This is a genomic window from Kaistia hirudinis (genome assembly GCF_014196455.1).
GTDB classification, from domain to species: domain Bacteria; phylum Pseudomonadota; class Alphaproteobacteria; order Rhizobiales; family Kaistiaceae; genus Kaistia; species Kaistia hirudinis.
This window is the reverse complement of sequence record NZ_JACIDS010000003.1, coordinates 374,717-397,287: the sequence shown is the minus strand read 5'-3', so window position 1 is coordinate 397,287 and position 22,571 is coordinate 374,717. Positions and strand designations below refer to the sequence as shown.

The 22,571-nt window shown below is 67.6% G+C and carries 18 protein-coding genes; 8 read left to right on the top strand and 10 right to left on the bottom strand.

All coding sequences use genetic code 11. The features are described 5' to 3' along the window. Nucleotides 1-27 precede the first annotated feature (27 nt). From GGR25_RS11900 to GGR25_RS11880, 5 genes are read right to left on the bottom strand one after another with little or no spacing between them, the layout of a single operon-like run. Nucleotides 28-1,056 carry a branched-chain amino acid ABC transporter permease gene (locus GGR25_RS11900; RefSeq protein WP_183399002.1) on the bottom strand — a complete coding sequence of 343 codons (1,029 nt, stop codon included), beginning with the start codon at nt 1,054-1,056 and terminating at the stop codon, nt 28-30. Beyond that, nucleotides 1,056-2,099 carry a branched-chain amino acid ABC transporter permease gene (locus tag GGR25_RS11895; RefSeq protein WP_183399001.1) on the bottom strand — a complete coding sequence of 348 codons (1,044 nt, stop codon included), beginning with the start codon at nt 2,097-2,099 and terminating at the stop codon, nt 1,056-1,058. Before GGR25_RS11895 ends, GGR25_RS11900 begins: the two co-directional genes overlap by 1 nt. Nucleotides 2,100-2,112: 13 nt before the next feature. Beyond that, nucleotides 2,113-3,426, bottom strand: a complete 1,314-nt coding sequence (locus GGR25_RS11890) for a metal-dependent hydrolase family protein (RefSeq protein WP_183399000.1) — start codon at nt 3,424-3,426, stop codon at nt 2,113-2,115. Between the two features lie 41 nt (nt 3,427-3,467). After that, the gene (locus GGR25_RS11885; protein WP_183398999.1) at nt 3,468-4,250 is read right to left on the bottom strand and encodes an alpha/beta fold hydrolase; all 783 of its coding nucleotides are present in this window, start codon (nt 4,248-4,250) and stop codon (nt 3,468-3,470) included. After that, nucleotides 4,247-5,125: a fumarylacetoacetate hydrolase family protein gene (locus GGR25_RS11880; RefSeq protein WP_183398998.1), complete on the bottom strand. Its 879-nt coding sequence runs from the start codon at nt 5,123-5,125 to the stop codon at nt 4,247-4,249. Before GGR25_RS11880 ends, GGR25_RS11885 begins: the two co-directional genes overlap by 4 nt. Before the next feature lie 237 nt (nt 5,126-5,362). On the opposite strand from GGR25_RS11880, the gene GGR25_RS11875 reads away from it, so the two are divergent. After that, the gene (locus GGR25_RS11875) at nt 5,363-6,049 is read left to right on the top strand and encodes a FadR/GntR family transcriptional regulator (RefSeq protein WP_183399564.1); all 687 of its coding nucleotides are present in this window, start codon (nt 5,363-5,365) and stop codon (nt 6,047-6,049) included. On the opposite strand, the gene GGR25_RS11870 is transcribed toward GGR25_RS11875, so the two are convergent. The 3 genes from GGR25_RS11870 to GGR25_RS11860 all read right to left on the bottom strand — a co-directional run bounded on the left by GGR25_RS11870 (nt 6,044) and on the right by GGR25_RS11860 (nt 11,768). Continuing rightward, nucleotides 6,044-9,532 carry an ATP-binding protein gene (locus GGR25_RS11870; protein WP_183398997.1) on the bottom strand — a complete coding sequence of 1,163 codons (3,489 nt, stop codon included), beginning with the start codon at nt 9,530-9,532 and terminating at the stop codon, nt 6,044-6,046. The genes GGR25_RS11875 and GGR25_RS11870 overlap by 6 nt on opposite strands. Then, nucleotides 9,529-10,797, bottom strand: a complete 1,269-nt coding sequence (locus tag GGR25_RS11865) for a metallophosphoesterase family protein (protein WP_183399563.1) — start codon at nt 10,795-10,797, stop codon at nt 9,529-9,531. Before GGR25_RS11865 ends, GGR25_RS11870 begins: the two co-directional genes overlap by 4 nt. Nucleotides 10,798-10,871: 74 nt before the next feature. Then, nucleotides 10,872-11,768: a GntR family transcriptional regulator gene (locus GGR25_RS11860; protein WP_183398996.1), complete on the bottom strand. Its 897-nt coding sequence runs from the start codon at nt 11,766-11,768 to the stop codon at nt 10,872-10,874. 175 nt (nt 11,769-11,943) lie between these two features. Between GGR25_RS11860 and GGR25_RS11855 the strand changes: the two genes are divergently transcribed. From GGR25_RS11855 to GGR25_RS11825, 7 genes are all read left to right on the top strand, one after another. Beyond that, nucleotides 11,944-12,954 carry a zinc-binding alcohol dehydrogenase family protein gene (locus GGR25_RS11855; protein ID WP_183398995.1) on the top strand — a complete coding sequence of 337 codons (1,011 nt, stop codon included), beginning with the start codon at nt 11,944-11,946 and terminating at the stop codon, nt 12,952-12,954. 110 nt (nt 12,955-13,064) lie between these two features. After that, nucleotides 13,065-13,805, top strand: a complete 741-nt coding sequence (locus tag GGR25_RS11850) for an ATP-binding cassette domain-containing protein (RefSeq protein ID WP_183398994.1) — start codon at nt 13,065-13,067, stop codon at nt 13,803-13,805. Then, the gene (locus GGR25_RS11845) at nt 13,802-14,830 is read left to right on the top strand and encodes an ABC transporter permease (RefSeq protein ID WP_183398993.1); all 1,029 of its coding nucleotides are present in this window, start codon (nt 13,802-13,804) and stop codon (nt 14,828-14,830) included. The genes GGR25_RS11850 and GGR25_RS11845 overlap by 4 nt, the downstream gene beginning before the upstream one ends. Nucleotides 14,831-14,926: 96 nt before the next feature. Next, complete coding sequence (locus tag GGR25_RS11840) at nt 14,927-15,871, top strand: sugar-binding protein (RefSeq protein WP_183398992.1); 945 nt, start codon at nt 14,927-14,929, stop codon at nt 15,869-15,871. Between the two features lie 189 nt (nt 15,872-16,060). After that, nucleotides 16,061-18,826, top strand: coding sequence for a xanthine dehydrogenase family protein molybdopterin-binding subunit (locus GGR25_RS11835; protein ID WP_183398991.1), 2,766 nt, complete (start codon nt 16,061-16,063; stop codon nt 18,824-18,826). Further along, on the top strand, nt 18,823-19,365 hold the full coding sequence (locus tag GGR25_RS11830) for a (2Fe-2S)-binding protein (RefSeq protein ID WP_183398990.1): 543 nt from the start codon (nt 18,823-18,825) through the stop codon (nt 19,363-19,365). Before GGR25_RS11835 ends, GGR25_RS11830 begins: the two co-directional genes overlap by 4 nt. Continuing rightward, on the top strand, nt 19,362-19,982 hold the full coding sequence (locus GGR25_RS11825; RefSeq protein WP_183398989.1) for an Isoquinoline 1-oxidoreductase subunit: 621 nt from the start codon (nt 19,362-19,364) through the stop codon (nt 19,980-19,982). Before GGR25_RS11830 ends, GGR25_RS11825 begins: the two co-directional genes overlap by 4 nt. Nucleotides 19,983-19,986: 4 nt before the next feature. Here GGR25_RS11825 and GGR25_RS11820 read toward each other — a convergent pair whose 3' ends face one another. Together GGR25_RS11820 and GGR25_RS11815 are read right to left on the bottom strand one after the other, a co-directional pair. After that, nucleotides 19,987-20,886, bottom strand: a complete 900-nt coding sequence (locus GGR25_RS11820) for an amidohydrolase family protein (RefSeq protein WP_183398988.1) — start codon at nt 20,884-20,886, stop codon at nt 19,987-19,989. Between the two features lie 2 nt (nt 20,887-20,888). Further along, on the bottom strand, nt 20,889-22,556 hold the full coding sequence (locus GGR25_RS11815) for a hypothetical protein (RefSeq protein WP_183398987.1): 1,668 nt from the start codon (nt 22,554-22,556) through the stop codon (nt 20,889-20,891). Between the last annotated feature and the right edge of the window lie 15 nt (nt 22,557-22,571).

The window sequence follows — 22,571 nt, the reverse complement described above, 5'->3', positions numbered from 1 at the left end:
GTTATCGTTGGATGTCCGTTCGTCCGATCAGCCGCCCGGACGCAACCCCTCCTGGGCCAGATGCGGCTTGATCCTCTCCCAAAGCCCAAGAATCCCATCCGGCGAAAAGAAGACGATCGCCAGAAATACCAGTCCGATCAGTGTGTTGAAGCGCTGCGCGCCGACGATGTCGATCGCGAAGGTCTGCATCAAGACGACGACCACCGCGCCGATGAACGGTCCGATCGGGTGGCGCATGCCGCCGATCACCGCGATGATCAGGATGTTGATCGCCGCGCCGACGCCGATCGTTCCGGGCGAGATCCGGCCATTGAACCAGACCATCAGCACGCCCGCGAGCCCGGCCACGATGCCGGCGATGAACCAGGCAAACACCTTGTGCGCCGTGACGTCATAGCCGATCGCGCGCATGCGCCGGGGGTTGTCGCGCACGGCCTGCAACGTCAGCCCGAAGGTCGAGCGCGCGCCATAGAGCACGGCGACATAGGCGAGCACGGCGATGCCGAGGCAGAGATAGTAGAAGGGCAGCGGCGCGCGCCAGTCGACGCCCCAGAACTGCGGCGCCCGCACGCCGGCAAAGCCCGAGAAGCCGTTGAAGATGGCGTAGTTCTGCTGCGCGAAATAGAATATGGCCGTCGCGATCGCGAGCGTGATCATGATCGTGTAGATGCCCTGCGTGCGCACGGCGATCCAGCCGATCAGCGCCGAGGCGATCGAGGCGAGCAGCACGGCCCAGGGCACCACGATCCACCACGGCCAGCCGAAGCCGAGCACATTGGCGCCGTTCTCGCCGAAGATCGCCACCGCATAGCCGGCGACGCCCGCGACGGTGATCTGGGCGAGGCTGACCATGCCGCCATAGCCGGCCAGCATCATCAGCGACAGCGCCAGCATGCCGAGCACCAGCGAATAGCCGCCGATCTGCGTCAGGAAGAAATCAGATGCGACGGCGGGATAGACGAGCAGGGCGACGGCGAGCAGGAAATGCCCGGCGCCGATGCGCTCGAACCAGTTTCCCTTCGCGGCCGAGGCGGCAGGGAGATCGGTCGTCGCCATCAGCCCCTCCCCATGATGCCCTGCGGGCGGATGGCGAGCGTCACGACCATGATGACGAAGGTCAGCACCACGCCATAGGTCGGGAAATAGACGAGGCCGATCTGCTCGGCGAGGCCGATCAGCAGCGCGCCGATCGCCGCGCCCGGGATCGAGCCCATGCCGCCGACGATCACGACGACCAGCGAGGCGAGCAGGTAGCGCACATCCTCGCCGGGCGCGATCGAGAGCGCCGAGCCGCCGACGACACCGGCAAAGCCCGCAAGGCCGGCGCCGATCGCGAACACGATGGCGAAGACCATATGCACATTGACGCCCGACGCCGACAGCATGGCGCGATCATCGACGCCGGCGCGGATCATCATGCCGACGCGGGTGCGGTTCAGCATCAGCCAGAGCGCGACGCCGATCACAATCGCGCCGGCGAGGACGACGAGGCGATAGAGCGGAAAGGTGAGGAACACGGCGGCGCCGTTCGAGCGCGTCGCGGTGATGATGGGCAGCGTCACGGCGCCGTCGAGCCATTCGGGCGTCGCGAGCTGATAGGTCTGGCCACCCCACACGGCGAGCATCAGGTCCGCCGCCACGATCGAGATGCCGATCGTCACCAGCGTCTGGCGGAGATCGTCCCCCTCCAGCCGCCGGAACACGATGACCTGCATGAGAATGCCGATGAGCGCCAGCGCCAGGAAGCCGGCGGCGACGCCGACCAGCCAGTAGCCGGTCCACTGCGTGACCGAATAGCCGATATAGGCGCCGAGCAGATAGAGCGAGCCATGCGCGAGATTGACGTTGCGCATCAGGCCGAAGACCAGCGTGAAGCCGCTCGCGACCAGGAAATAGAGACCGGCCAGCGTGATGCCGTTCATGATGGCGCTGACGAAGGCCTTCTTCGAGATGAGCACGGCATTCAGCCAGGCCGGCCAGGGCGCGAAGATCGGCAGCGCGACGAGCGCGGCGACCAGCAGCCACAGCAGCAGGAATCCCTGCCGCCGGCTGAGGCCGTTGCTCTCGATCGCGCTTTTCGGCTGATCGGCGAGGCTCACGATGGTCTCCCCGTCAGGCCGAGAGCCGGCGGCGCTGCTCGTTGAGCCGCGGTGCCTTGTGGAACTTGCCGTCCTTCATGATCGCGAGCAGGCGGTTCCGGTCCTGCAGGATGCGCACGTCGGAAATCGGGTCGCCGTCGACCAGGATGATATCGGCCAGATAGCCTTCCTTGATCAGGCCGAGCTCGTCGGCCATGTTCATGATGTGGCCGCCATATTTCGTCGCGGCCTGGATCGCCTCCATGGGCGAGAAGCCGAGCATGGTGACGAAGGTCTCGATGTCCTTGGCGTTGGTGCCCTGCGGCGTCCAGGCGAAGCCATAGTCGCCGCCGATGCAGATGCGGATGCCGCGGCGATGCATCTTCTTCATCGTCTCGATGCACATCTCGAGCTCGCGCTCATATTCGATCGTGACCCGCGAGCCGGGCTTGATGCCCCATTCGGCCGCATAGCGCGCCGTATTGATCAGCCAGGCGATGCCGGGCGCCACGATGTGGCGGTCCTTGGCCGCCTCAAGCATGTCGAGCGCTTCTTCGTCGGCAAAGGACGCGTGGTAGATGTTCTGGATGCCGTGACGGATGCACTGCTTCACCGAGCCGGAGGAGCGGGCATGGGCCGACAGCACCTTGTTGCGGCAGCGCGCCTCGCTGGCCGCCATGGCGACCTCTTCCTCCGACATCGGCGTCTCTTCGGCGCCCATGCCGGTCAGGGATTCGCCGGAGAGGTTGAGCTTGATCGAATCGACGCCGTATTTGATCAGCGTGCGGACCGTGCGGCGCACCTCCTCGGGCCCGGAGATGACGAGGCCGAGATTGAGCCCCTCATGCGGGATATGCGAGGGCGCGGCGTCGCCGAGGCCGCCGACCGTAGTGATCTCGGGCCCGGCCGCGAGATAGCGCGGACCCGGGAAGCGGCCCTGATTGATGAACTTCTTCGCGACCACGTCGAGACGCGGCTTGGCCGAGGCCGCCCCGCGGCCGCCCGTGAAGCCGGCATCGATGACGAGCTTCGCCATCTCCATGGTGACGAGCATGTGCTCCTCGACCTCCATCATCTGGATGGGGTCGATGCCGGGCGCATTGTTCCAGGAGAGATGCAGATGCGCATCGATCATGCCGGGCATGAGCGTCGCGCCCATGCCGTCGATGACGGTGGTGCCGCCATAGGTCGACGACGACGTCCCGAAGCGGGACGAGCCGCGCGTCACCTGCTTGATGCGGTTGCCCTGGACGAGCACTTCGCCGGTATAGGGATACTCTCCCGTCGCATCGAGGATGCGCACATTGGTGAAGAGCGTGCTCCCATTGCCGTTCCAGTCGTCTGCCATGCCTTCCTCCCGTTGGCATTCAGCGCGTTGGTCTCAGATCGTCATGAGGCTCCGACGCGGTGCAGAAAATCGGCCATCCTCCTGGCGACTTCCCGCGGGGCTTCAATGGTGGCCCAATGGCCGACCCGATCGATCGAGGCGAAGGACGCCCCCTTGATCGAATCCGCCAGGGCCTGGGCGACGCTCGGCGGATTGACCGCATCCGCGTCGCCGGTGAGAAGCAGGGCCGGCGCCGCGATCCGGCGCGGATCCACAGCCTGTGCTGCCGCCAGCGCCTCGCATGTCAGGGCATAGGATTCGGGATCCTGCCGCGTGATGCTCTCGCGCACGAAAGCGACGGCGGCCGGCGAATTCTCGCGGGTATGCGCCGAGATGGCGCCCGCGATGATCTGATCGCCGATATCCGAAATCCCGCCGCTCCGCGCGAGCCGCGCGCGGCCGGCAAGACCCTTGCGGGTCGCCTCGCCCGGCTCGGCCAGCGCGCCGAGCAGGATCAAGGATCCGACCAGCGCGGCATGGTTGGCGGCGATCCACTGGCAGGTGATCGTACCCATGGAATGACCGACGAAGTGCGCCCGCGTCACGCCGAGCGCACCGAGCGCCGTCACGACGGCGCGGCCGATGCCTTCCATGGAGAGAGGCTCCACCGGGCGCGGCGAGCGGCCGGAGCCGGGCATGTCGAGCCGGATCACGCGATGCCCGGCGAGCGCCTGCATCTGCGGCTGGAACATGTTGGACGTGCCGCCGAGCCCGTGGATCATCACGACGGCCGGGCCTTCGCCCTCGACCTCGGCAACGATCGGACCGACCTGCGCGGTGGTCATGCCGCACGCTCCGCAAAGCGGTTCTCGATCGCGCCGATGCCGTCGATCTCGACGCGGACCACATCGCCGGCCTTCAGATATTTCGGCGGATCGAAGCCGATGCCGACGCCGACCGGCGTGCCCGTGGCGATGATGTCGCCCGGTTTCAGCGTGATGCCCTGCGACAGGGTCGAGATGATGGTGGGGATGTCGAAGATCAGCATGGAGACCTTCGCGTTCTGGCGCATGTCGCCATTGACGAAGCAGCGCACCGCCGCCGTCTCGATGTCGAACGCGTCCTTCGTGACCGCCCAGGGTCCCATGGGACAGAATGTATCCTGCGACTTGCCGATCAGCCATTGGCTGTGACGGCCCTGCAGGTCGCGCGCCGTCACGTCGTTGACGATGGTGTAGCCCCAGACGTGATCATAGGCATCCTCCTTGGCGATGCCGCGGCCGCCCTTGCCGATGATCACGGCGAGCTCGGCCTCATAGTCGATCGCGGTGGAGACCGCGGGATCGATGACCACCGGCTCGCCGGTCGCGATCACCGATTCCGGAACCTTGGAGAAGATGATCGGGTGCTTGGGGACCGTTCCAGCCGCCGCGCTCGAATCGAAGCCGCTCTTGGCGAACTCGCTCGCATGCTCGAAATAATTCTTGCCGACGCAGAAGATGTTGCGGCTCGGCACCGGAATCGGCGCCTCCAGCGTCACCGCGCCAAGGGGGATCGGCGAAAGCGTGCGCGGCAGACCGGCGCCGTTGCGCTCGATCAGGGCGACGACGCCGCGGGCGGCTTCAGAGGCGCTGAGGTCGAACGGCGCAACCGTGCGCGCATCGGCGTCGACGACACCGACCCGGCGCTCCCCTGCGACCGAGAATGACGCGAGCTTCATGCATTCCCTCCGTGATCCAATTGTGAACCAATTGGCTTGATTTTGGATCACGCTAACAGCGATTGGTTCAGGGCGCAAGCGGTACAGATCGATGCGGCAGTGCGCAAAAATTGCTGCTCTGCGAGATAGTTGCGCCAATCCTGACAAGAGCGCCCACGCGGGCCCTGCTGGACGCCGTGCAGGACCGCTGTTACAAAAGGATCATTATTGGTACACGACTTCGCCGCAGGCCGCCCCATGCCCAAGCTGATGGCTGATGACATCGCGACCGCTCTCAAGCGACGGATCGCCGCCGGCGACTGGAGCCCCGAAGGACGCATTCCGCCCGAGCGCGATCTCGCGGTGGAATTCGGGGTGGCGCGCAACACGGTGCGCAAGGCCTTCGACGCGCTGGAACGCGACGGCACCATCGTGCGGCAGGTCGGGCGGGGAACCTTCATCACGGCGCGCGACGCCGATACGCTCGCCGCGACCGTGGCGCGCATGGAGGACACCAGCCCGGCCGACATGATGGAGATCCGCCTGCTGCTGGAGCCGGCGGCGGCCGCCTTCGCCGCGACCAATGCCAGCGCCTCGGAGCTCGCCGCGGTCCGCGAGGCGCACCAGGCGGCCGTCGAGGCCCGCGAGATGCCGGAATTCGAGCATCTCGACGCCGAGTTTCACCACCGCATCTTCGCCTGCTGCCGCAACGAGTTCCTGAAGGAGATCCACAATCTGATGCGGATCCTCCGCAACCAGGCACCGTGGTTCGACATGAAGCGGCGCTCCTTCTCCGAGGAGCGGCGCCATCTTTATTGCGACGAGCACCAGGCGATCGTCGACGCGCTGGTCGCGCGCGATCCCGATCGCGCCCGCAGCGCCATGGCGGCTCATCTGCGGACGGTCGAACGCAACCTGCTCGGGCGGAACGGCCCCGATCTATGACGGGATTTCGTGGATCCGCACGCCCGGATGAACCTGGCGCGCGAGATCGCAGAGATGCCGGTGGTGGGTGAGATAGATCACCTGGCCAGACCCGGCCATGCGTACGAACAGACGCAAGACCTCTTCCGATCGCGGCTCGTCGAAGGTTTCCATGATGTCGTCGGTGATGAACGGCACCGACGGCCGCACAGCCGCGAACTCCTCATAGCCCGCGACGCGGAGCGCGAGATAGAGCTGGAAGCGCGTGCCCTTCGACATGTCGGAAGCGAGCTTCGAGCCGCCGCCCTGCGCGAGGCCGATCAGCGTTTCGCGGTCCTTGTCCTGCCTTGTGGCGAGACCTGAATAGGCCCCCCGCGTGATCAGGCGAAAGGCCTCAGAGGCGCGATTCATCATCGCGCTCCGATGTCGTTCCCGATAAGCGCGGAGCGCCTGCGAGGCCATCAGCGCGCCTGTCTTGAGGCGCAAATAGGTGAGCGCGAGATCCTCGATGTCGAGCAGCAGCGTCCGCCGCTCCGCCTCGATGCGCGCCACAGCATCGTCGCCGCCGATTGCGATCAGCTTGTTTTCAGCGGTCGTGCGGGCGGCGAAGAGTTCCCGGGCCCGCTCGTCGAGATTCTCGATCCCGATGGCGCGTTCGTTGAGCTCGCGGCTCGCCGCGTCCCGGTCCAGCCCACCCAGCCGGCCGAGCGCCTCCTCGATCGATCCGGCCTGCATCTGGGCGGCGATGCGCGTTGCGAGCTTTCGCCGATCGGCCTCCAACCGGTCGCGCGTGACGCACTGGTCGAGAGCCTGACTGGCGGCGAGGAGATCGGGCACGTCGAGGAAGGTCAGGATCTCGACCTTCCGTGCCGCATGCAGCGCCCTCTCCTCGCCGAGCTTCCGGCGCTGTTCGACCAGCCCCTCGCGCTCGACCTCCTTGGCTTTCCGGCGCTCCCAATCCGCCATCGCCTGTCGGTAGCGCTGCGCCAGCGCCTCCGCGGTCGGCAGGACGGCGCCGGCGTCGAGCGTCTCGCCGAGCACGGCCAGGAGCGCGGCGAGCTCGTCCGCGAAGGCGCCGCGGTCACGCTCCATGGCCTCGGCCCGATGCCGCAACTCGGCCCGCTTATCAAGGACGGCGGCGAGTTCGCCGAGCGCGTCGAGAATGCCCCTGACGGCAGCGGGATCCTCCCGGCGATCGGCGAACCAGGTCCCGGCAAGCGCTGCCTCCCAGGATGCGCGCCAGGTATCGAGGTCGGCCCGCGCCCGTTCGGCCTTGTGCCGGCGCGTCGCCAGCTCGTCCGCGCGTTCGCGCAGCGCCGCCTCGGCGGCTTCCAGCGCCTTAATGCGTTCGGTGGCGCCCGCAAGCGCCGCGTCCGCCATCTCGACAAGCGCGTCCAAGGGCAGATCGTCGATCGCTACGCCGGGCGCCGACAGCAACTGCGCGAGGCGCGCCCGCTCCTGTGACACCTCCTGCCGGATAGTCGCTGCCTCATCCTGCGCCGCGCGGAGCCCCTCCTGCGCCGCCAAAGCCTTCTCGCGCAGCGCGCTCCAGCGCTCGATGCGGGCCAGCTGTCGGGCCAGCGGCACGTCGCCGAGAATAGCGAGCGTCGGCGGAACCGCATCGCGCACCGCCGTCTCCATCGCCTGCCATTGGGCCTCGGTCTGGGCAAGTTGCGCCTGCTGCCGCTCGATGGCCGACCGCGTCACGGAAAGCGTCGCCGCAAGGCCGCGCATTTCCGCCAGTTCGCTCGCCCGCGCCAGACGGAGACCGCCGAGCGCATCGTCGGCGCGCATCCTCGCCTCGAACGCCGCAGCGGTCTCCTTGTCCATCGCGGCGCGGTGTCGATCCCATGCGGCATCGCGTTCGGCACGGAGATCGCCCGCGCTCGCGTCGTCGATCCCGCCGGCCTCGCCGCGCAGCGCAGCGAGGCGCGCCGCCTGCTCGTGCTCCTGCTCGGCCAGTTCGCGCAGCCGCTGCGTTTCGGCGGCCTTGCGGCTTTCGAGCAGGGGCAGCGCACGGCGCCATTCCTCCAGCCGTGCCGCATCCGGCATGACGAGCGCCTTGAGGAGAGCCGCATCGCCCGTCCAGGGAGAAAGCGCTGCGAAAGCCTCATCGGCGGCGCGTTGCAGCCGCGGCAGTTCCCGCTCGGCGAGGCGCAGCCGGGCGGACAGATCGCCCTGACGAAGCCGACCGAGGATGGCGCGTAGTGATGCGAGGCGTGGTGCATCGTCCGACGACGCACGTCCGGCCAGCCGGTCGCGGTTCTCCCGCGCGCGCTCGAGCGCCATGGTGGCGGTGGCGAGTTCCTCGGACGCCGATGCATCCGAACCGACGATGCCGGAGCGGCGCTCGATCAGGTCGCGCAGCGAGCCGATCACGGCAGCGGGCACCAGCAGGCGCTCCGCCTCCGACTCGTCGGGGCGTCCGAGCGCCCGCAGCAGCACGCCGGTCCGCGCCTCGACGTCGTCAAGCGACGCGCGGCGCTTAGGCAGATCGTCCTCGGCGCCGCGATAGCGCCCCGCGGCATCGCCGAGCCGCTCGAGCCGATCGCCCAGCGACAGGATCGTCTCATCCACGGCGATCGCGGCGACGTCGGTGTCGAGCGCGTCGATCCGGCCGTCGAGATCCATCAGCCGGGTCTGCAGCCGCGTGTCGTCGGCCATGAGGTGTGGCAGGTCTGCGGCCCAGTGCGTCGGCGGGCGCGGCAGATCCTGCAATTGCGCCAGTTCCTCGTCGAGACCGGCATATTCATCGGCGAGCGGCGCGGCGTCGATCAGCCGGCCGATTTCGGCGTGACGCGCCTTCGCAGCGCCGAGCGCGGCCAGCGCCTCCTCATAGGCCGCTCCCGCTTGCCGGAGTTCAGCGACCAGCCGCGCATGCGCCGAGGCCTGGACGTCGATCCGCTCGCGCTCCGCCTTCTTTTCGTCAAGGCTGCGCTTGAGTTCCGCGATCCGCGTCTTGCTGGCGCGCTTGCGGAAGATCGCATCCGCCTGGGCGTCAATCGCTTCGAGCGTCCGGCTGAGATCCGCGAGGCCCGCGCTCGCCGAAAACAGCAATTCGCCGAGGTCGCCCTTGCTTTCGAGGATGGCCTCGCCGCCCTTTTCCAGCGTCTCGTCGTCGAGCGAGAACATCATGCGGTAGGCGTCGCGCGTGAGACCGGCGAGCGGCGTGCCCAGCAGCGCCTCGTTCACCGGCTGTCCCCCGGCATCCCGCAGCGCATTGGTGCGTTGCTTCACGCGCCGCAGCTCGTGCACGTCCCCGCCGAATTCGAGCGCAGCGCCGATTTCCATCGTCGCATAGGGGTGCAGGAAGCCATAGCGCGTCTGCTGCTCGATGCCGAAGAGCAGGTCGAGATAGGCCGAGAGCGCCGTCGTTTTGCCGGCTTCGTTCAGGCCATAGACGATGTGCAGGTCCGGCTGGCCTTCGATGCGGGCGCCAAAATCGATCGAATAATCGGTGAACTTGCCGTAGCGGATGAGGTCGAGACGGCTGATGCGCATCATGCGGCCTCGCCCTCGCCGGACTTCAGCCGCGCGACGACGTCCTCGCGGCCTTCGTCGATCAGCCGGTCGAGAAAGGCTTCGAAGCTCGCCACATCGTCGCCGCTGAAATGACGGGCATCGGCCGGCAGATCATCGCGCACCGTCTCGACCAGCTCGCGCAGGGCCTCGCGCGTGCCGTGACGGCCGGCAATCTCGGCGCGCATCAGCTCGTCGAGTTCGAGGACCGGGTCGGCGGAAGGCGCGTCACCGGCAGGCGCCTCGGCGCGCGTCGCCAGTTCGATCTTGTCGATCCAGGTCTGGCCGACGCGCTCGGCGCGCTGCTCGATTTCCGTGAGCAGGAGGTCGCGGTCGCGCCGGAGCCGGAAGGCGAGCGGCGTGGCGCCGACGAGGATCACCCGGCCGACCAGATGCGGCGCGGCGACCCGCGCGCGCTCCGCCATCAGCGCCTGCTCGATCGTGCCGACGGCCTCGCGCCAGCTCAAGGCCGAGGAGAGATCGACCGCGATGCGTTCGAACTGGGCGACGCTGGTCTGCCGTTCCTCGATCTCGATGCGCCGATCGTCGAAGACGGTGACCAGCGACACCGATTTCGGGCCGGATTCGTTGATGTCGCGGCCCTGCGGGATGCCGGGCATGATCACGGCGCGGGCGCCCGCATGCTCCGCGCGGGCATGGATATGGCCGAGCGCCCAATAATCGAAACCCCAGCCATGCAGGTCGGCGACGCTGCAGGGCGCATAGACGTCGTGGCCCGGCGCGCCGGCAAGGCTCGTATGCATGATGCCGATATTGACCGCGTCGGCCGTGGCCCGGCGGAACTTCGGCAGCAGGCTCTCGGGTGCCTGGGGCCGGGCGAAGCTCAGCCCGTGAAGGACGATATCGAGGCCGCCGCGGCGGATCTCGACGGCCTCGGCGCGCCCGCCGAACACCTTGACCGTATCGGGCAGGATCAATTCGTTGGTGATCTTCGACAGCGCGTCATGATTGCCGCGCACCACGAAGGTCGGGATGCCCGCCGCGTGCAGGCGTTCCATCTGCCCGGCGAGGAAACGGGCCGTCTTCATCGAGGTCTGGTCGCCGTCATAGAGGTCGCCGGCAATCACCAGCGCGTCGACCTGCTCCTCGAGGCAGAGATCCACCAGCGCCAGGAAGGCCGCCCGCGTCGCATCGCCGATCAGCTCGGCAAGCGCGGGATTGCGCAGCGCGAGTGAGCGCAGCGGCGAATCGAGATGGATGTCGGCGGTGTGGACGAAGCGGAACGGCATGGCCACACGCTATCCGATCAGAAAAGACGGCGCTGCCAAAAACGGCCCCGGCATCTTGGGACAGTTTCTCGTCGTCATCGCTCCGCACCGATCGAGCGCAGCAGCGTCTCGCGCGCCGTGGTCAGATGACGGATCGCCGCCGCCTGCGCGTTGGCGGCATCGCGTGAACGCAGCGCGGCGATATAGTCGAGATGCTCGTGGATCGCGGTCTCGTTGCGCGGCTTCTCGTCCTTCTTGTTCCATTGATAATGGTAGTTGAAGACGAGCGAGATGACGCTCTGGAACGAGCGGGCGAAGCGATTGCTCGCGACCTCGTTGATCGTCGCGTGGAAGCGCTCGTCGAGCTTCGAGAAGTCGTGGAACCTCGTGTCGATCTCCGCCAGCAGCGCGCGGTGGCCGGCCTCCATCTCGTCCAGTTGCGGCCAGATCGGATGAGCATCCGGGAGCGCGCAGAGCTTGCGCACCGCATCGAGCTCGAGCACGAGACGGAAATCCGACAATTCGCCGGCATAGTCGCGGTTGAAGCCGCGCGTGATCCAGCCGCGCGTGCCATGGCGCTCGATCAGGCCGAACTGCGCGACGGTTCTGAGCACATCCGTCATGCCGCTCGGGCTGACGGCAAAACGGCGGGCCAGGGCGCTGACATTGAGCGGGGTATCGGGCGGAACGTCGCTGCGCAGCATCCATTCGAAGAACTGGCCTTCGAGCCGCTCCGACATGGTCGACAATTCCGTCTCGTCGAAGCGATCCCAGCGCCCGGGCGCGCGCAGCACGATCTTGCGCCGGCCGCGCCAATCGACGATTTCCGCGCTCTTCAGCCGCGTCAGCACCGCGCGGACGGTGGTCCGGCTGGTGTCGAGGCGCGCGGCCAGGACGGGCTCGGACGGCAGCTCACGCCCCACGCCGATGGCGCGGCAGATCTCCAGCGCCTCGTTATAGGCCCGTTTGAAGCGGGAATTGTTCCTTGCCATATTCCGTACCGTTCGCGCCCTATGTGCTTGATCTTCATGACATCGGCGGACATTGTTCGGAACCGATAAAAAACAATTGACGGCGGCGTCCTGCAACCGGCTTAATTCATCATACGAAGCAGCCGACAAGCAGAACGTCGGATCACCGATCGCAGGGAGTGCAAGACGCCACCCGATGCTCGCTATCGTCGTCAACCAGCCTGGATCGATCGCGCTTGACGATCGGCCCGTGCCGCCCGAACCCGAGGCAGGATGGGTCGCCATCGACATTGCCTATGCGGGGCTGTGCGGCACCGACTATCACATCTACGAGGGCAAGCATCCGTATCTGCGCTATCCGCGCGTGATCGGACATGAACTCAGCGGCCTGGTCGCGGTCGACGCCGCCGGCTGGCGGCGCGGGCAGAGCGTCATCATCAATCCCTATATCGCCTGCGGCATTTGCCATGCCTGCCAGCGCGGCAAGCCCAATTGCTGCATGAATATCGGCGTGCTCGGCGTCCACCGCGACGGTGGATTGTGCGCGCGCATCAACGTGCCGGCTGCCAATCTGATCAGCGCGGAGGGGCTCGCGCAGGACGAGGCGGCCACGGTCGAGTTTCTCGCGATCGGCGCCCATGCGGTGCGCCGCGCCGCGCCGGGATCGTCCGACCGGGTGCTTGTCGTCGGCGCCGGTCCGATCGGGCTCGGCACGGCCTTGTTCGCGCGCCTCCGCGGCGCCGAGGTGCATCTGCTCGACGCCAGCGCCGAGCGGCTCGCCATGGTCGCCGACCGGTTCGGTTTCGAGCATGCCCATACCGTCGCCGAGGGAACGGCCGCCCTGATGGCAGCGACCGGCGGCGACGGTTTCGATGTCGTCCTCGACGCGACCGGCAGCCCGCGCGCCATGGCGGCGAGCTTCCGTCTCGTGGCGCATGGCGGCACGCTCGTCTTCGTCGGCGTGGTGCCGGACGACATCACCTTCAACGATGCCGAATTCCACAAGCGGGAAATGAGCCTGCTCGGCAGCCGCAACGCCACCAGCGAGGACTTCGCGACCGTCGTCGCGGCGCTGGCGAGCCGCAAGATCGATTATCAGAGCCTGATCACGCACCGGACCGGCATCGAGGGACTGCCGGACAAGATGGCCGAATGGGCCGCAGACCGGAGCCAGCTGATCAAGGCGATGGTGAGCGTGGGACACTGAACCGGCGCGCTGTTCGCAGCGGACGCAACAACGATCGGAACCGACGAGAGGCTCTACGACCCACTGAAAATCATAGCGCGTGAAAGCGACAGCCAACGAGGGAGGAGTTGTTGGCGTTACTCGAACTGCACAATGTCCGAAAGGATTTCGGCGCCATCCGTGCGCTGAATGACGTGTCATTCTCGATCGAGCCGGGAGAAATCGTCGGCCTGATGGGGGATAACGGCGCCGGCAAGTCGACGCTGGTCAAGATCATATCGGGGATCTACCAGCCGAGCGCCGGCGATGTCAGCTTCGGCGGCGAGGCGGCCCACATCCATTCGCCGGGCGAAGCACGGCGCCTCGGCATCGAGACCGTCTATCAGGACCTCGCTCTCGCCGACAATCTGACCGCTTCGGCCAACATCTTCCTCGGGCGCGAGCTCAAATATAACCTCGGGCCGCTCCGCCTGCTGCGGCACCGCGCCATGAATGCGCGCGCCGCCGAGCTCTTCGCCGAACTCAAATCCGAGACGCGCGCCGATGACCTCGTGCGGCTGATGTCGGGCGGCCAGCGCCAGGCGGTGGCGATCGCCCGCACCCGCCTTTCGGACGCAAGGCTGATCCTGATGGACGAGCCGACCGCGGCGATTTCCGTGCGTCAGGTCGCCGAGGTTCTCGGGCTGATCAACCGCCTCCGGGACGCCGGCATCGCCGTGATCCTGATCTCGCACCGCATGCCCGACGTGTTCGCCGTCTGCGAGCGCGTGATCGTCATGCGGCGCGGCACCAAGGTCGCGGACAAGCCGATCGCGAACACGTCGCCGGAAGAGGTGACGGCGCTCATCACCGGCGCGCTGGAGGTGGCATGATGGCCGAGACCGTGCAGAATTTCTCCAATGTGCGCCGCACCCGCTTCTGGCAGCGCGGCTTCCTGGCCAGCCAGACGGCCTATGTCGGCCTCGCGCTCATCGTGCTGATCGTTGTGATGAGCTTCGCCTCGCCCAATTTCCTTTCCGCGGGCAACATCTCGAACATCACCCGCAACTTCTCCTTCATCGCCATCGCGACGCTCGGCATTACGCTCGTCATCATCACCGGCGGCATCGACCTCTCGGTCGGCTCGACCATGGCGCTGACGGCGACGACGACGTCGCTGACCATGGTGACGCTGAACAATGCCGGGTTCTATCCCTTCCCCGGCTCGGCGCTGATCATCTCGCTTCTCGCCGGCCTTGCGACCGCGGGCATCATCGGCTTCGCCAATGGCTTCGCCATCGCCAAGCTGAAGCTGTCGCCCTTCGTGACGACGCTCGGCACGCTCTCGATCGTGCGCGGCCTGACCTATGTCGCCACCTTCGGCCGCGGCACCGCGCCGGCCGGGCCCGACAAGGAGCTGTTCCTCGCGCTCACCTCGGGCAAGCTCGCCGGCATGCCGATCAGCTTCGTCTATCTGATCATCGCCGCCTTCGCGATGTGGGTGGCGCTGAACCACACGGCCTGGGGTCGGCACGTCTATGCGATCGGCGGCAACGAGGCGGCCGGCAAGCTCACGGGCGTCGCCGTCGACCGGGTGAAGATCCAAGTCTACGTCATCTGCGCGCTCGCGGCCGGCTTCAACGGCATCATCATCTCCGGCTGGCTCGGCTCCGCGCCGGCCAACCTCGCCACCGCCTATGAGCTGACGATCATCGCGGCGGCCGTCATCGGTGGCGCGAACCTCGCCGGCGGCATAGGCGGCGCTTCGGGCGCCATCATCGGCTGCATCCTGATCGAAGTCATCCGCAACGGGCTCGTGCTCGCCCGCGTCGACCCTTACTGGCAGCAGACACTCGTCGGTTGCATCATCGTCGCAGCGGTCCTCGTCGACCGCTTCAGATCTCTCCGCAGCGGCTAGAAGACCGGCAAGCGGAGCGAGCGGGCGGCCGCCGGCCGCCCGGAGCAAGCGTGTCCGGACAACGATCCGGACGAAGACGAAACGTGGAGGAGAAACATGAAGATATTGAAGGTTCTGACCGTCGCCGCCCTGGCCTCGGTCGGCTTTGCCGGCGCCAGCCATGCCGCCGACAGCTACAAGTTCGCGGTCGTGCCGAAGGCGATGAACAATCCCTTCTTCGACCTCACGCGCGACGGCTGCATGGCCGAGGCGAAGAAGCTCGGCAATGTCACCTGCATCTATCAGGGACCGGTCGAGCATGAGCCGGCGACGCAGGCGCAGATCATCGACGACCTGATCACGCAGGGCGTCGACGGCCTCGCGATCTCCGTCTCCGACGCCGCCGCGGCCACGACGCTGATCAACAAGGCGGTGGATGCCGGCATTGCCGTCATCACCTTCGATTCCGACGCAGCGGATTCGAAGCGCGCCGCCTATGTCGGCACCAACAACAAGGAATTCGGCAAGGCGCTCGGCGAAGAGCTGCTGAAGCTGAAGCCCGAAGGCGGCACCTACGGCATGATCTCGGGCGGCGCCGCCGCGCCGAACCTTGCCGAGCGCGTCGACGGCGTGCGCGAGGCCCTCAAGGGCTCGAAGTGGACGGAAGTTCCCGGCTCGCCGACCTTCTGCAACGACGACGTGACGCTCGCCGTGCAGCAGGCCGGCGATCTCAAGACCGCCAATCCCGACATCGCGGCGATCGTGCCGGTCGGCGGCTGGCCGATGTTCGCGCCCGACGGCTGGAAGAACTTCGTCGAGCCGTTCAAGGCCGACGTCGAGTCGAAGAAGGTGGCGCTCGTCGTCGCCGACACGCTGCCGGTCCAGCTGCAGCTGCTGAAGGACGGCTACGCCAATGCGCTCGTGGGCCAGCGTCCCTACGAGATGGGCGAGGTCGCGATCCAGACCCTGCTCAAGCTGAAGAAGGGCGAGAAGGTCGAGAAGATCATCTATACGGGTCTCGACCGCGTCACGGCCGCCAATGTCGGTGAATTCCTGAAGTAATTCTCCCGCACGAAATACGGCGCCGCGCGGTTCTACCGGGCGGCGCCGTTTCTTTTGACTGCACGGGCTCCATCGTGTTGCGGCGCGGCGTGCAGTGGCGTCGAGGCCATGCTAGGCTTTTTCGAAGGTTCCGCGGTCCCGATCGGCCACGTGACGGCTGAAATTCGCGGTCGGCTCTCCGGGGGGAAGATGAGACCGTCGCGACGCGACTTCATCAAGCTGACGGCGGCAAGCGGCATCGCCCTCACCGTGGCGCCGCTCATGGCGGCAGAGCAGCCGCCGTTTCTGGCGCGCGAGACGCTGCCGGGACGCGGCGTCCGCCGGCCTCCGCTCGGCCGCGTCGACGGCGTCGCCAAGGTCACCGGGGCGAAGCTCTATGCGTCGGATTTCCGCGCGGCGGACCTGCCCGGCTGGCCGGCGGATACCGCCCACGCGCTGCTCGTGCGCACCCCGCATGCCGACCGGCTCTACGAGGGGCTGGACATCGACCGCCTGGCCTCGATTGCGAAGCCGGCCGTCGTGCTGACATCGGCCGGGATTGCCGCCGCCGGCATCCACGCACCGCCCTTCTATGCCGGCAACCTCTTCTCGCCCGTGGGGCAGACTCCCGCCTATCTCGGCGAGCCCGTCGCGCTGCTCGTCTTCGAGCACTTCGACGATTTCGACCGGGCGCGCCTCGCGCTCAGGGACGGCGATTTCCTGCGCTTCGGCGACAAGACCGGGCCGCTCCAGAAGCCGAACTACGGCGCCTTCCGCTTCACCCGCATCGCCGGCCCGACACCCGATTCGCCCGATGTCTATTCGCCCCTTCAGGAAGGCTGGATCAGTCCCGGATTCACCGACGATTCGGGACGGCCGATCTGGCGCCCGCTCCCGGTTCCCGAGGGCGGTCAATATGTGACGGGGGCGCAGCATGGCGAGGCCGTGCGGGCGCTGCTCGCCGGCAGCGATCCGGACCTGCTCGTGCTCGAGCGGGACTTCGAGACCCAATCGGTCGATCCGATGTTCCTCGAGCCGGAGGCCGGGCTGTCCTGGTTCGATCCCGCAAGCGGCCGGCTCAGTCTTGTCCTCGGCGTCCAATCGCCGCTCGAAGCCGCCGAAGCCATCGCCTTTCTGCTCAGCAAGGCCGATGTCCAGCACCGGCCGGCCGCCATCGACACGAACTTCGCCTATGTCGGCGGCGGGTTCGGCGGCCGCGATCACACGCCGTTTCCGCTCTATGTCGCGCTCGCGGCGATGTTCTTTCCCGGAAAGGCCGTCCGCCTCGCCCATGATCGCTTCCAGCAGTTCCAGGGCGGCATCAAGCGGCATCCCTTCAAGATGACGACCCGGATCGGCGTCGATCGGGCGAGCGGCCTGATGGCCGCGTTCGCCGCCGATCATGAACTCGATGGCGGCGGGCTCGCCAATTATTCGCCCAGCGTCGCGGTCGTCGGGGCAACCGGCGCGCTCGGCATCTATGACGTGCCGAAGGTGGACGTCACCACGGTCGCGCGGCATTCGCGCGGTGTCACGGCCGGCTCGATGCGCGGCTATGGCGCGCTGCAGACCATGACGGCGCTCGAGGTTCTGGTCGACGAACTGGCCGCGGCGCTGCCAATGGACCCGATCGAGCTGCGCCGCCGCAATGCGCTGAAGACCGGCGGGCGCACCATGACCGGCAATCCCTATTCGGTGTCGGTGCGCACGCCCGAAATCCTCGACAAGCTCGAACAGCACCCGATCTGGCGCCAGCGCGCCGCGGAGAAGGAAGCGGCACGCCCCGGCTTCCTGGTCGGGACCGGCGTCGCCTGCGCGACCAAGGATTTCGGCACCGGCGCCGATTGCGCGCTCGGGACGGTCGCGATCGACCCGGAGGGCCGTGTCTCGATCCATGCCGATGCGGTCGAGATGGGCAATGGCATCGGGACGGCCCTTGCCAACCGGGTCGCGATGCATGTCGGCCGCGTCGCCGACGAGGTCACCGTGGCGCAGGTCGACGTGTTCGATGCGCTCGCTCTGGTGACCTCCGGCGATCCCTACAGCATCACGCAGGCGGCGCAGGACGAGGCGGCGCGCGATCCGCGCTGGGTGCCGGAAATCAGTTCGGCGACGAGCGCCTCGATCGGCGCCCATGTCGGGACGCAGGCGAGTGCCGAGGCCGCGCGCGTGATCTTCCGCTTCGGCCTCTGGCCGGCCGCGCTCGACCTCTGGGGCATCGCGCCGTCCGATCCGCGCTCGAAACAATGGGCCGAGGCGTTCTGGCAGGACGAGCATCTGCTGATGTCCGGCCTTTCGCCGCTGCCGCTGCCCAAGATCGCCGCGCGGGCGCATGCGATGGGCGGCGTGACCGGCGCCATGACGCATGCCTTTTCGCGCTGGGCCTGGTCGCAGGCGAGCTTCGCCATCGACGGCAACGAATGGACCGCCGACATCGATGCGCTGGCGCTTCGCCGCGGCTCCGGCCCGTTCGAACGGCTCGAGCGGACGGCCGTCGCCTTCCCGCCGACGGATTATAACCGCATCGGAACGGCCTTCACCTCGCTCTGCGGCACGCTGGTTCGCATCGAGATCGAGCGCGCCACGGGAGCGCTGAGGATCGCGAAGGCCTATAGCGTGCTCGAATGCGGGCCGATGCTGGCGCCGGAGGTCGTGCTCGGCCAGGCGCATGGCGGCTTCGCCATGGGCGTCGGCTATGCGCTGCTGGAGACCCTGCCGCCTTATGAGGACGGGCCCGGCAACGGGCAATGGAATCTCGGCCGCTATGTGGTCGCCCGCGGATCGGATCTGCCGCTGCATGATTTCGACGTCGAGGTGCTGCCGCCGATCTCGCCGAAGGAAGCGCCGAAGGGCATGGCCGAGGTGGTGATGATCCCGGTCGTCCCCGCGCTCCTCAACGCGATCAGCGATGCCACCGGTCATCGCTTCCAGTCGCTGCCGGTGACGGCCGACATGCTGAAGGGCGTTCTCGCATGACGAAGCTCGCGGTCCGGATCAATGGTCACGACCACGGCCCGATGGACGTGCGCGACGACCTCACCATGAATGATTTCCTGCGCGAATATCTCGGCTTCACCGGCACCAAATTCGGCTGCGGCGCGGCGCAGTGCCTCAGCTGTGCGGTGATCATCGACCAGGCCGACGGGACCAGCCATACCAGCCCGACCTGCGTGGTACCGGCCGTGAATTTCGACGGCAAGGCGATCCGCACGGTCGAGGGGCATGCGCGGGACGGCGCGCTCTCGCCGCTCCAGACGAGCTTCGTCGAGCACTTCGCCTTCCAGTGCGGCTATTGCACCCCCGGCTTCCTGAATGAGGGACAGGTGCTGCTCGAAAGGCTGGAGCGCAGCAAGGTCGCCCGCGCCGATCTCGAACGCGTCATCACCGAGGCGCTCGACGGGCACCTGTGCCGCTGCACCGGCTATGTCAAATATCATCAGGCGGTCCGCGCGGTGATCCTCGCCGATCCCACGCGCTATCTCGATCCTGCGGACGCGACGGGAGATGCCGGATGAAGCCGATCCCGGGCATCGCGCTCGTCGCCGCGGCCGTTATTGCAACGAACGCGCTCGCTTTCGCCGCCACCGGCCTGGCGGTCTCGTCCGCGGCGCCCGGCGATCTCGCCGATCCCGCGAGCTTCGCCGCGATCGCGGATCCGCAGCAGCGTTCGGCCGCCTATTTCACCGAGCTCGGCAAGGTCCTGACCAATCCGCGCTGCGTCAACTGCCATCCCGCCGGCAATCGTCCGCGTCAGGGTGACGAGGGACGCCCGCACCAGCCGCCCGTCTTTCGCGGCGCCGACGGTTTCGGGCTCGAAAGCATGCGCTGCTCGACCTGCCATCAGGGCGCCAACTTCGAACCCGGACGCATTCCCGGCCACCCGGCCTGGCATCTGGCGCCGGCCTCGATGGCCTGGGAAGGCAAGTCGCTCCACGAGATCTGCGTCCAGATCAAGGATCCCGCGCGCAATGGCGGCCGTTCGCTCGACGATCTGATCGAGCATATCGGCGAGGATACGCTGGTCGGCTGGGCCTGGGCGCCCGGCTATGGCCGCACGCCCGCCCCCGGCACACAGAAGAAGGCCGGCGCGCTCGTCACCGCCTGGGCGCAATCGGGCGCCGCCTGCCCCTGAGGGATCAGGCCAGCTCCGGCAGACGGTAGACGCGCTGCGCATTGGCCGCGAACAACGCGTGCTGCTCGTCGGGCGTGAAATCGGCGACGATCGTGCGGAACGCGTCATAGATGTCGGCGAAGGACGCGTTCAGCGCCACGACGGGATAGTCGCTGGCGAACATGGCCCGCTCCGTCCCGAACGCCTCGATGCAGCCGAGCACGACGGGTCGCAGGCTCTCGACCGTCCAGTCCGCGTCATAGGCGACGGGGTCGGAGATCTTCACCGCGACATTGGGCGCCGCCGCCAGGGTGGAGAGCCCGTCTCGCCAGCGCGCGAGGCCCTCGACGTCGCGATCCATCGGGCTGCCGCAATGATTGAGGACGAACAGCGTATCCGGAAAATCGGCGGCGAGGCGGACGGCGAGATCGGCCTGCCAGGGCGTGATCATCAGGTCGAAGGAAAGACCTTCCGCCGCGAGACGGGCGAAGCCGCGGCGCCAGGCCGGATCCGCCATCCGGTCGCGCGTCTCGACGAAACGGCGGGCCCGGTCGGGATGCCAGCTCAGAATCTCGCGGATGCCGACCACGTCGGGGTGCGCGCCATAGCGCTCGAGCAGGGCCGGCACCGCCGGGTCCGCCAGCGCCGCACCGGCGACATAGCGCGCCGCCATGCCGCCGCTGCGATCGAGACCATCCAGCCAGGCGATCTCGCCATAGGGATCGCCGGCATCCCAGTTCGCCTCGACATGAACGGTCGCCACGACGTTCTGCCCCGCGGCAGCTTGCCAATAGTCCGCCGGCATCTGGTCGCGGACGAGCGGGGCTTCGCTAGCACCGTCCAGCCATGCGTGGCGCTTGAGCGCGCGATCCCACAGATGGATGTGCGGATCGACGATCGGCCCGTCATAGAGGCGCGCGGCCATCGTCAGGTGCCCATGTAGCGGCGGCGGGTGATGCGGTCGGCGAGGCTGAGCCAGCGCCGCGCGACATCGTCATCGCCCGAGCGCGCGCCCTCCAGCGCCTCGCCCGCCAGCGCCTTCAGCCGGGTCTCGGGCAGTTCGGCCTGGGCGTCCGTTTCCTCCGCGATCGCGATGAACCGATCGGCGGCAGCGCGCCCGCCCAGGAGCGGGGCGACATCCGCGTCGAGGAAGGTCTCCCAGTCGAGCGCGGGATCATAGCCGAAGCGGCCGAAGGCGAGATAGCTGAGCTCGGTCGGGGCATTATAGGGCGAGGCCTCGCCCCAGACGGTCAGGCCTTCGACGCCGGTCGCCGCCGCCTTCCGGCACATATCCGAGAACACCCGGCCGTTGAACGCATAGCGCTCGGTACGGCGGTCGCCGTTCCACTGGCTCGCAAACTGGCAGCGGAAGATGTTGGTTTTGGTCGGCAGCCGCGCGACATAGTCCCGCGACAGCGTGGCCTCGAGACGGTTCCAGTAGCTGCGGTTCAGCGTGTGCTGGTAGATGCCGCCCTCCGGCATGCCCGCCAGCGCGCCATGGGCGTTCGGATCGAGCAGATTGTCCCATTGCAGCTCGCAATAGAGCCAGAGATCGTCGCGCTTGGCGCGCGCGGCGTCCATGAGACGTGGGAAATTATCGGCCATGTCGGCATAGGACCAGGATTCGAGGTCGCCGGCGCGGCGGCTGCCATCCTCGCGCTCGCCGCGCCGCGCCCGGCAGCGGGCGCAGCCGCAGACGCCATAATCGCCGCTCTCGATATTAATGCCGCCGATCGCGAAGGTCTCGGCGAGCCAGGAGACGGCCTCCGTCATCCAGGCCATCGTCTCCGGCCGCGAGGGACAGGCGGCGACGGTATAGTCGGAGCGCGGGAAGGAGAGCGGGAAATCGAGATCGGCGATCTGGAAGCCGACGCCCTTCTCCAGCGCCGAGCCGATATCGGGATGGCCGCGCAGCCAGGTCGAGAGATTGTAGCGGTGCTCGCCTTCCCAATAGACGCCGCCATAGGCGCCGACGGCGATGCCCGGCATGATGCGCACGCCGCGCTCATTGGCGTAGTGGCAGAGCTCCTGCGCGGCAGCGATGCCGCCATGCGAATCGCGCAGGAAGCCATAGATGATGATCGCGGCGATGCGGTTGCGGCTCGCGAAATCGACGGCGCGCTTGTAGTCGGCCAGGAAGCCGGCGGGCGGCTTGCCATAGGGATTGAAAACGCCGATCTCCTGATGCCCGATCTGCGAGAGTTCCCAGTTCGTCGAATGATCCCAGGTCCACCAGGCGCGATAGGCAAGACCCGGCGATCCGGAGAGGGGCTCCGCGGGAACGGCAAGGCCGCCGGCCTGCCAGAGCCCCTTCGCCAGCAGTTCCTCCATGCCGTAGATGACGCCGGAGAACGGGCCGCCGCGAAGGCGGATCACAGGCGTGTCGCCCGGCTGGACCACGATGCCGAAGGCGCCCTCGGCGAGGGACGCATCTTCGCGAAGTTCGAGACGCGGCGTCTGCGCGGGCGCCTCGGAGGCGGCGATCACCACGAGGTTCGGAAAGGTCTCGCGAAGGCGGCGCAGCGCATGCGGGTGGCGTTCACCCCCAACGACCGCCAGCCGATCGCCGATCGACACGAAATCCTGACGCTGCATGCTCCCTCTCGCTCC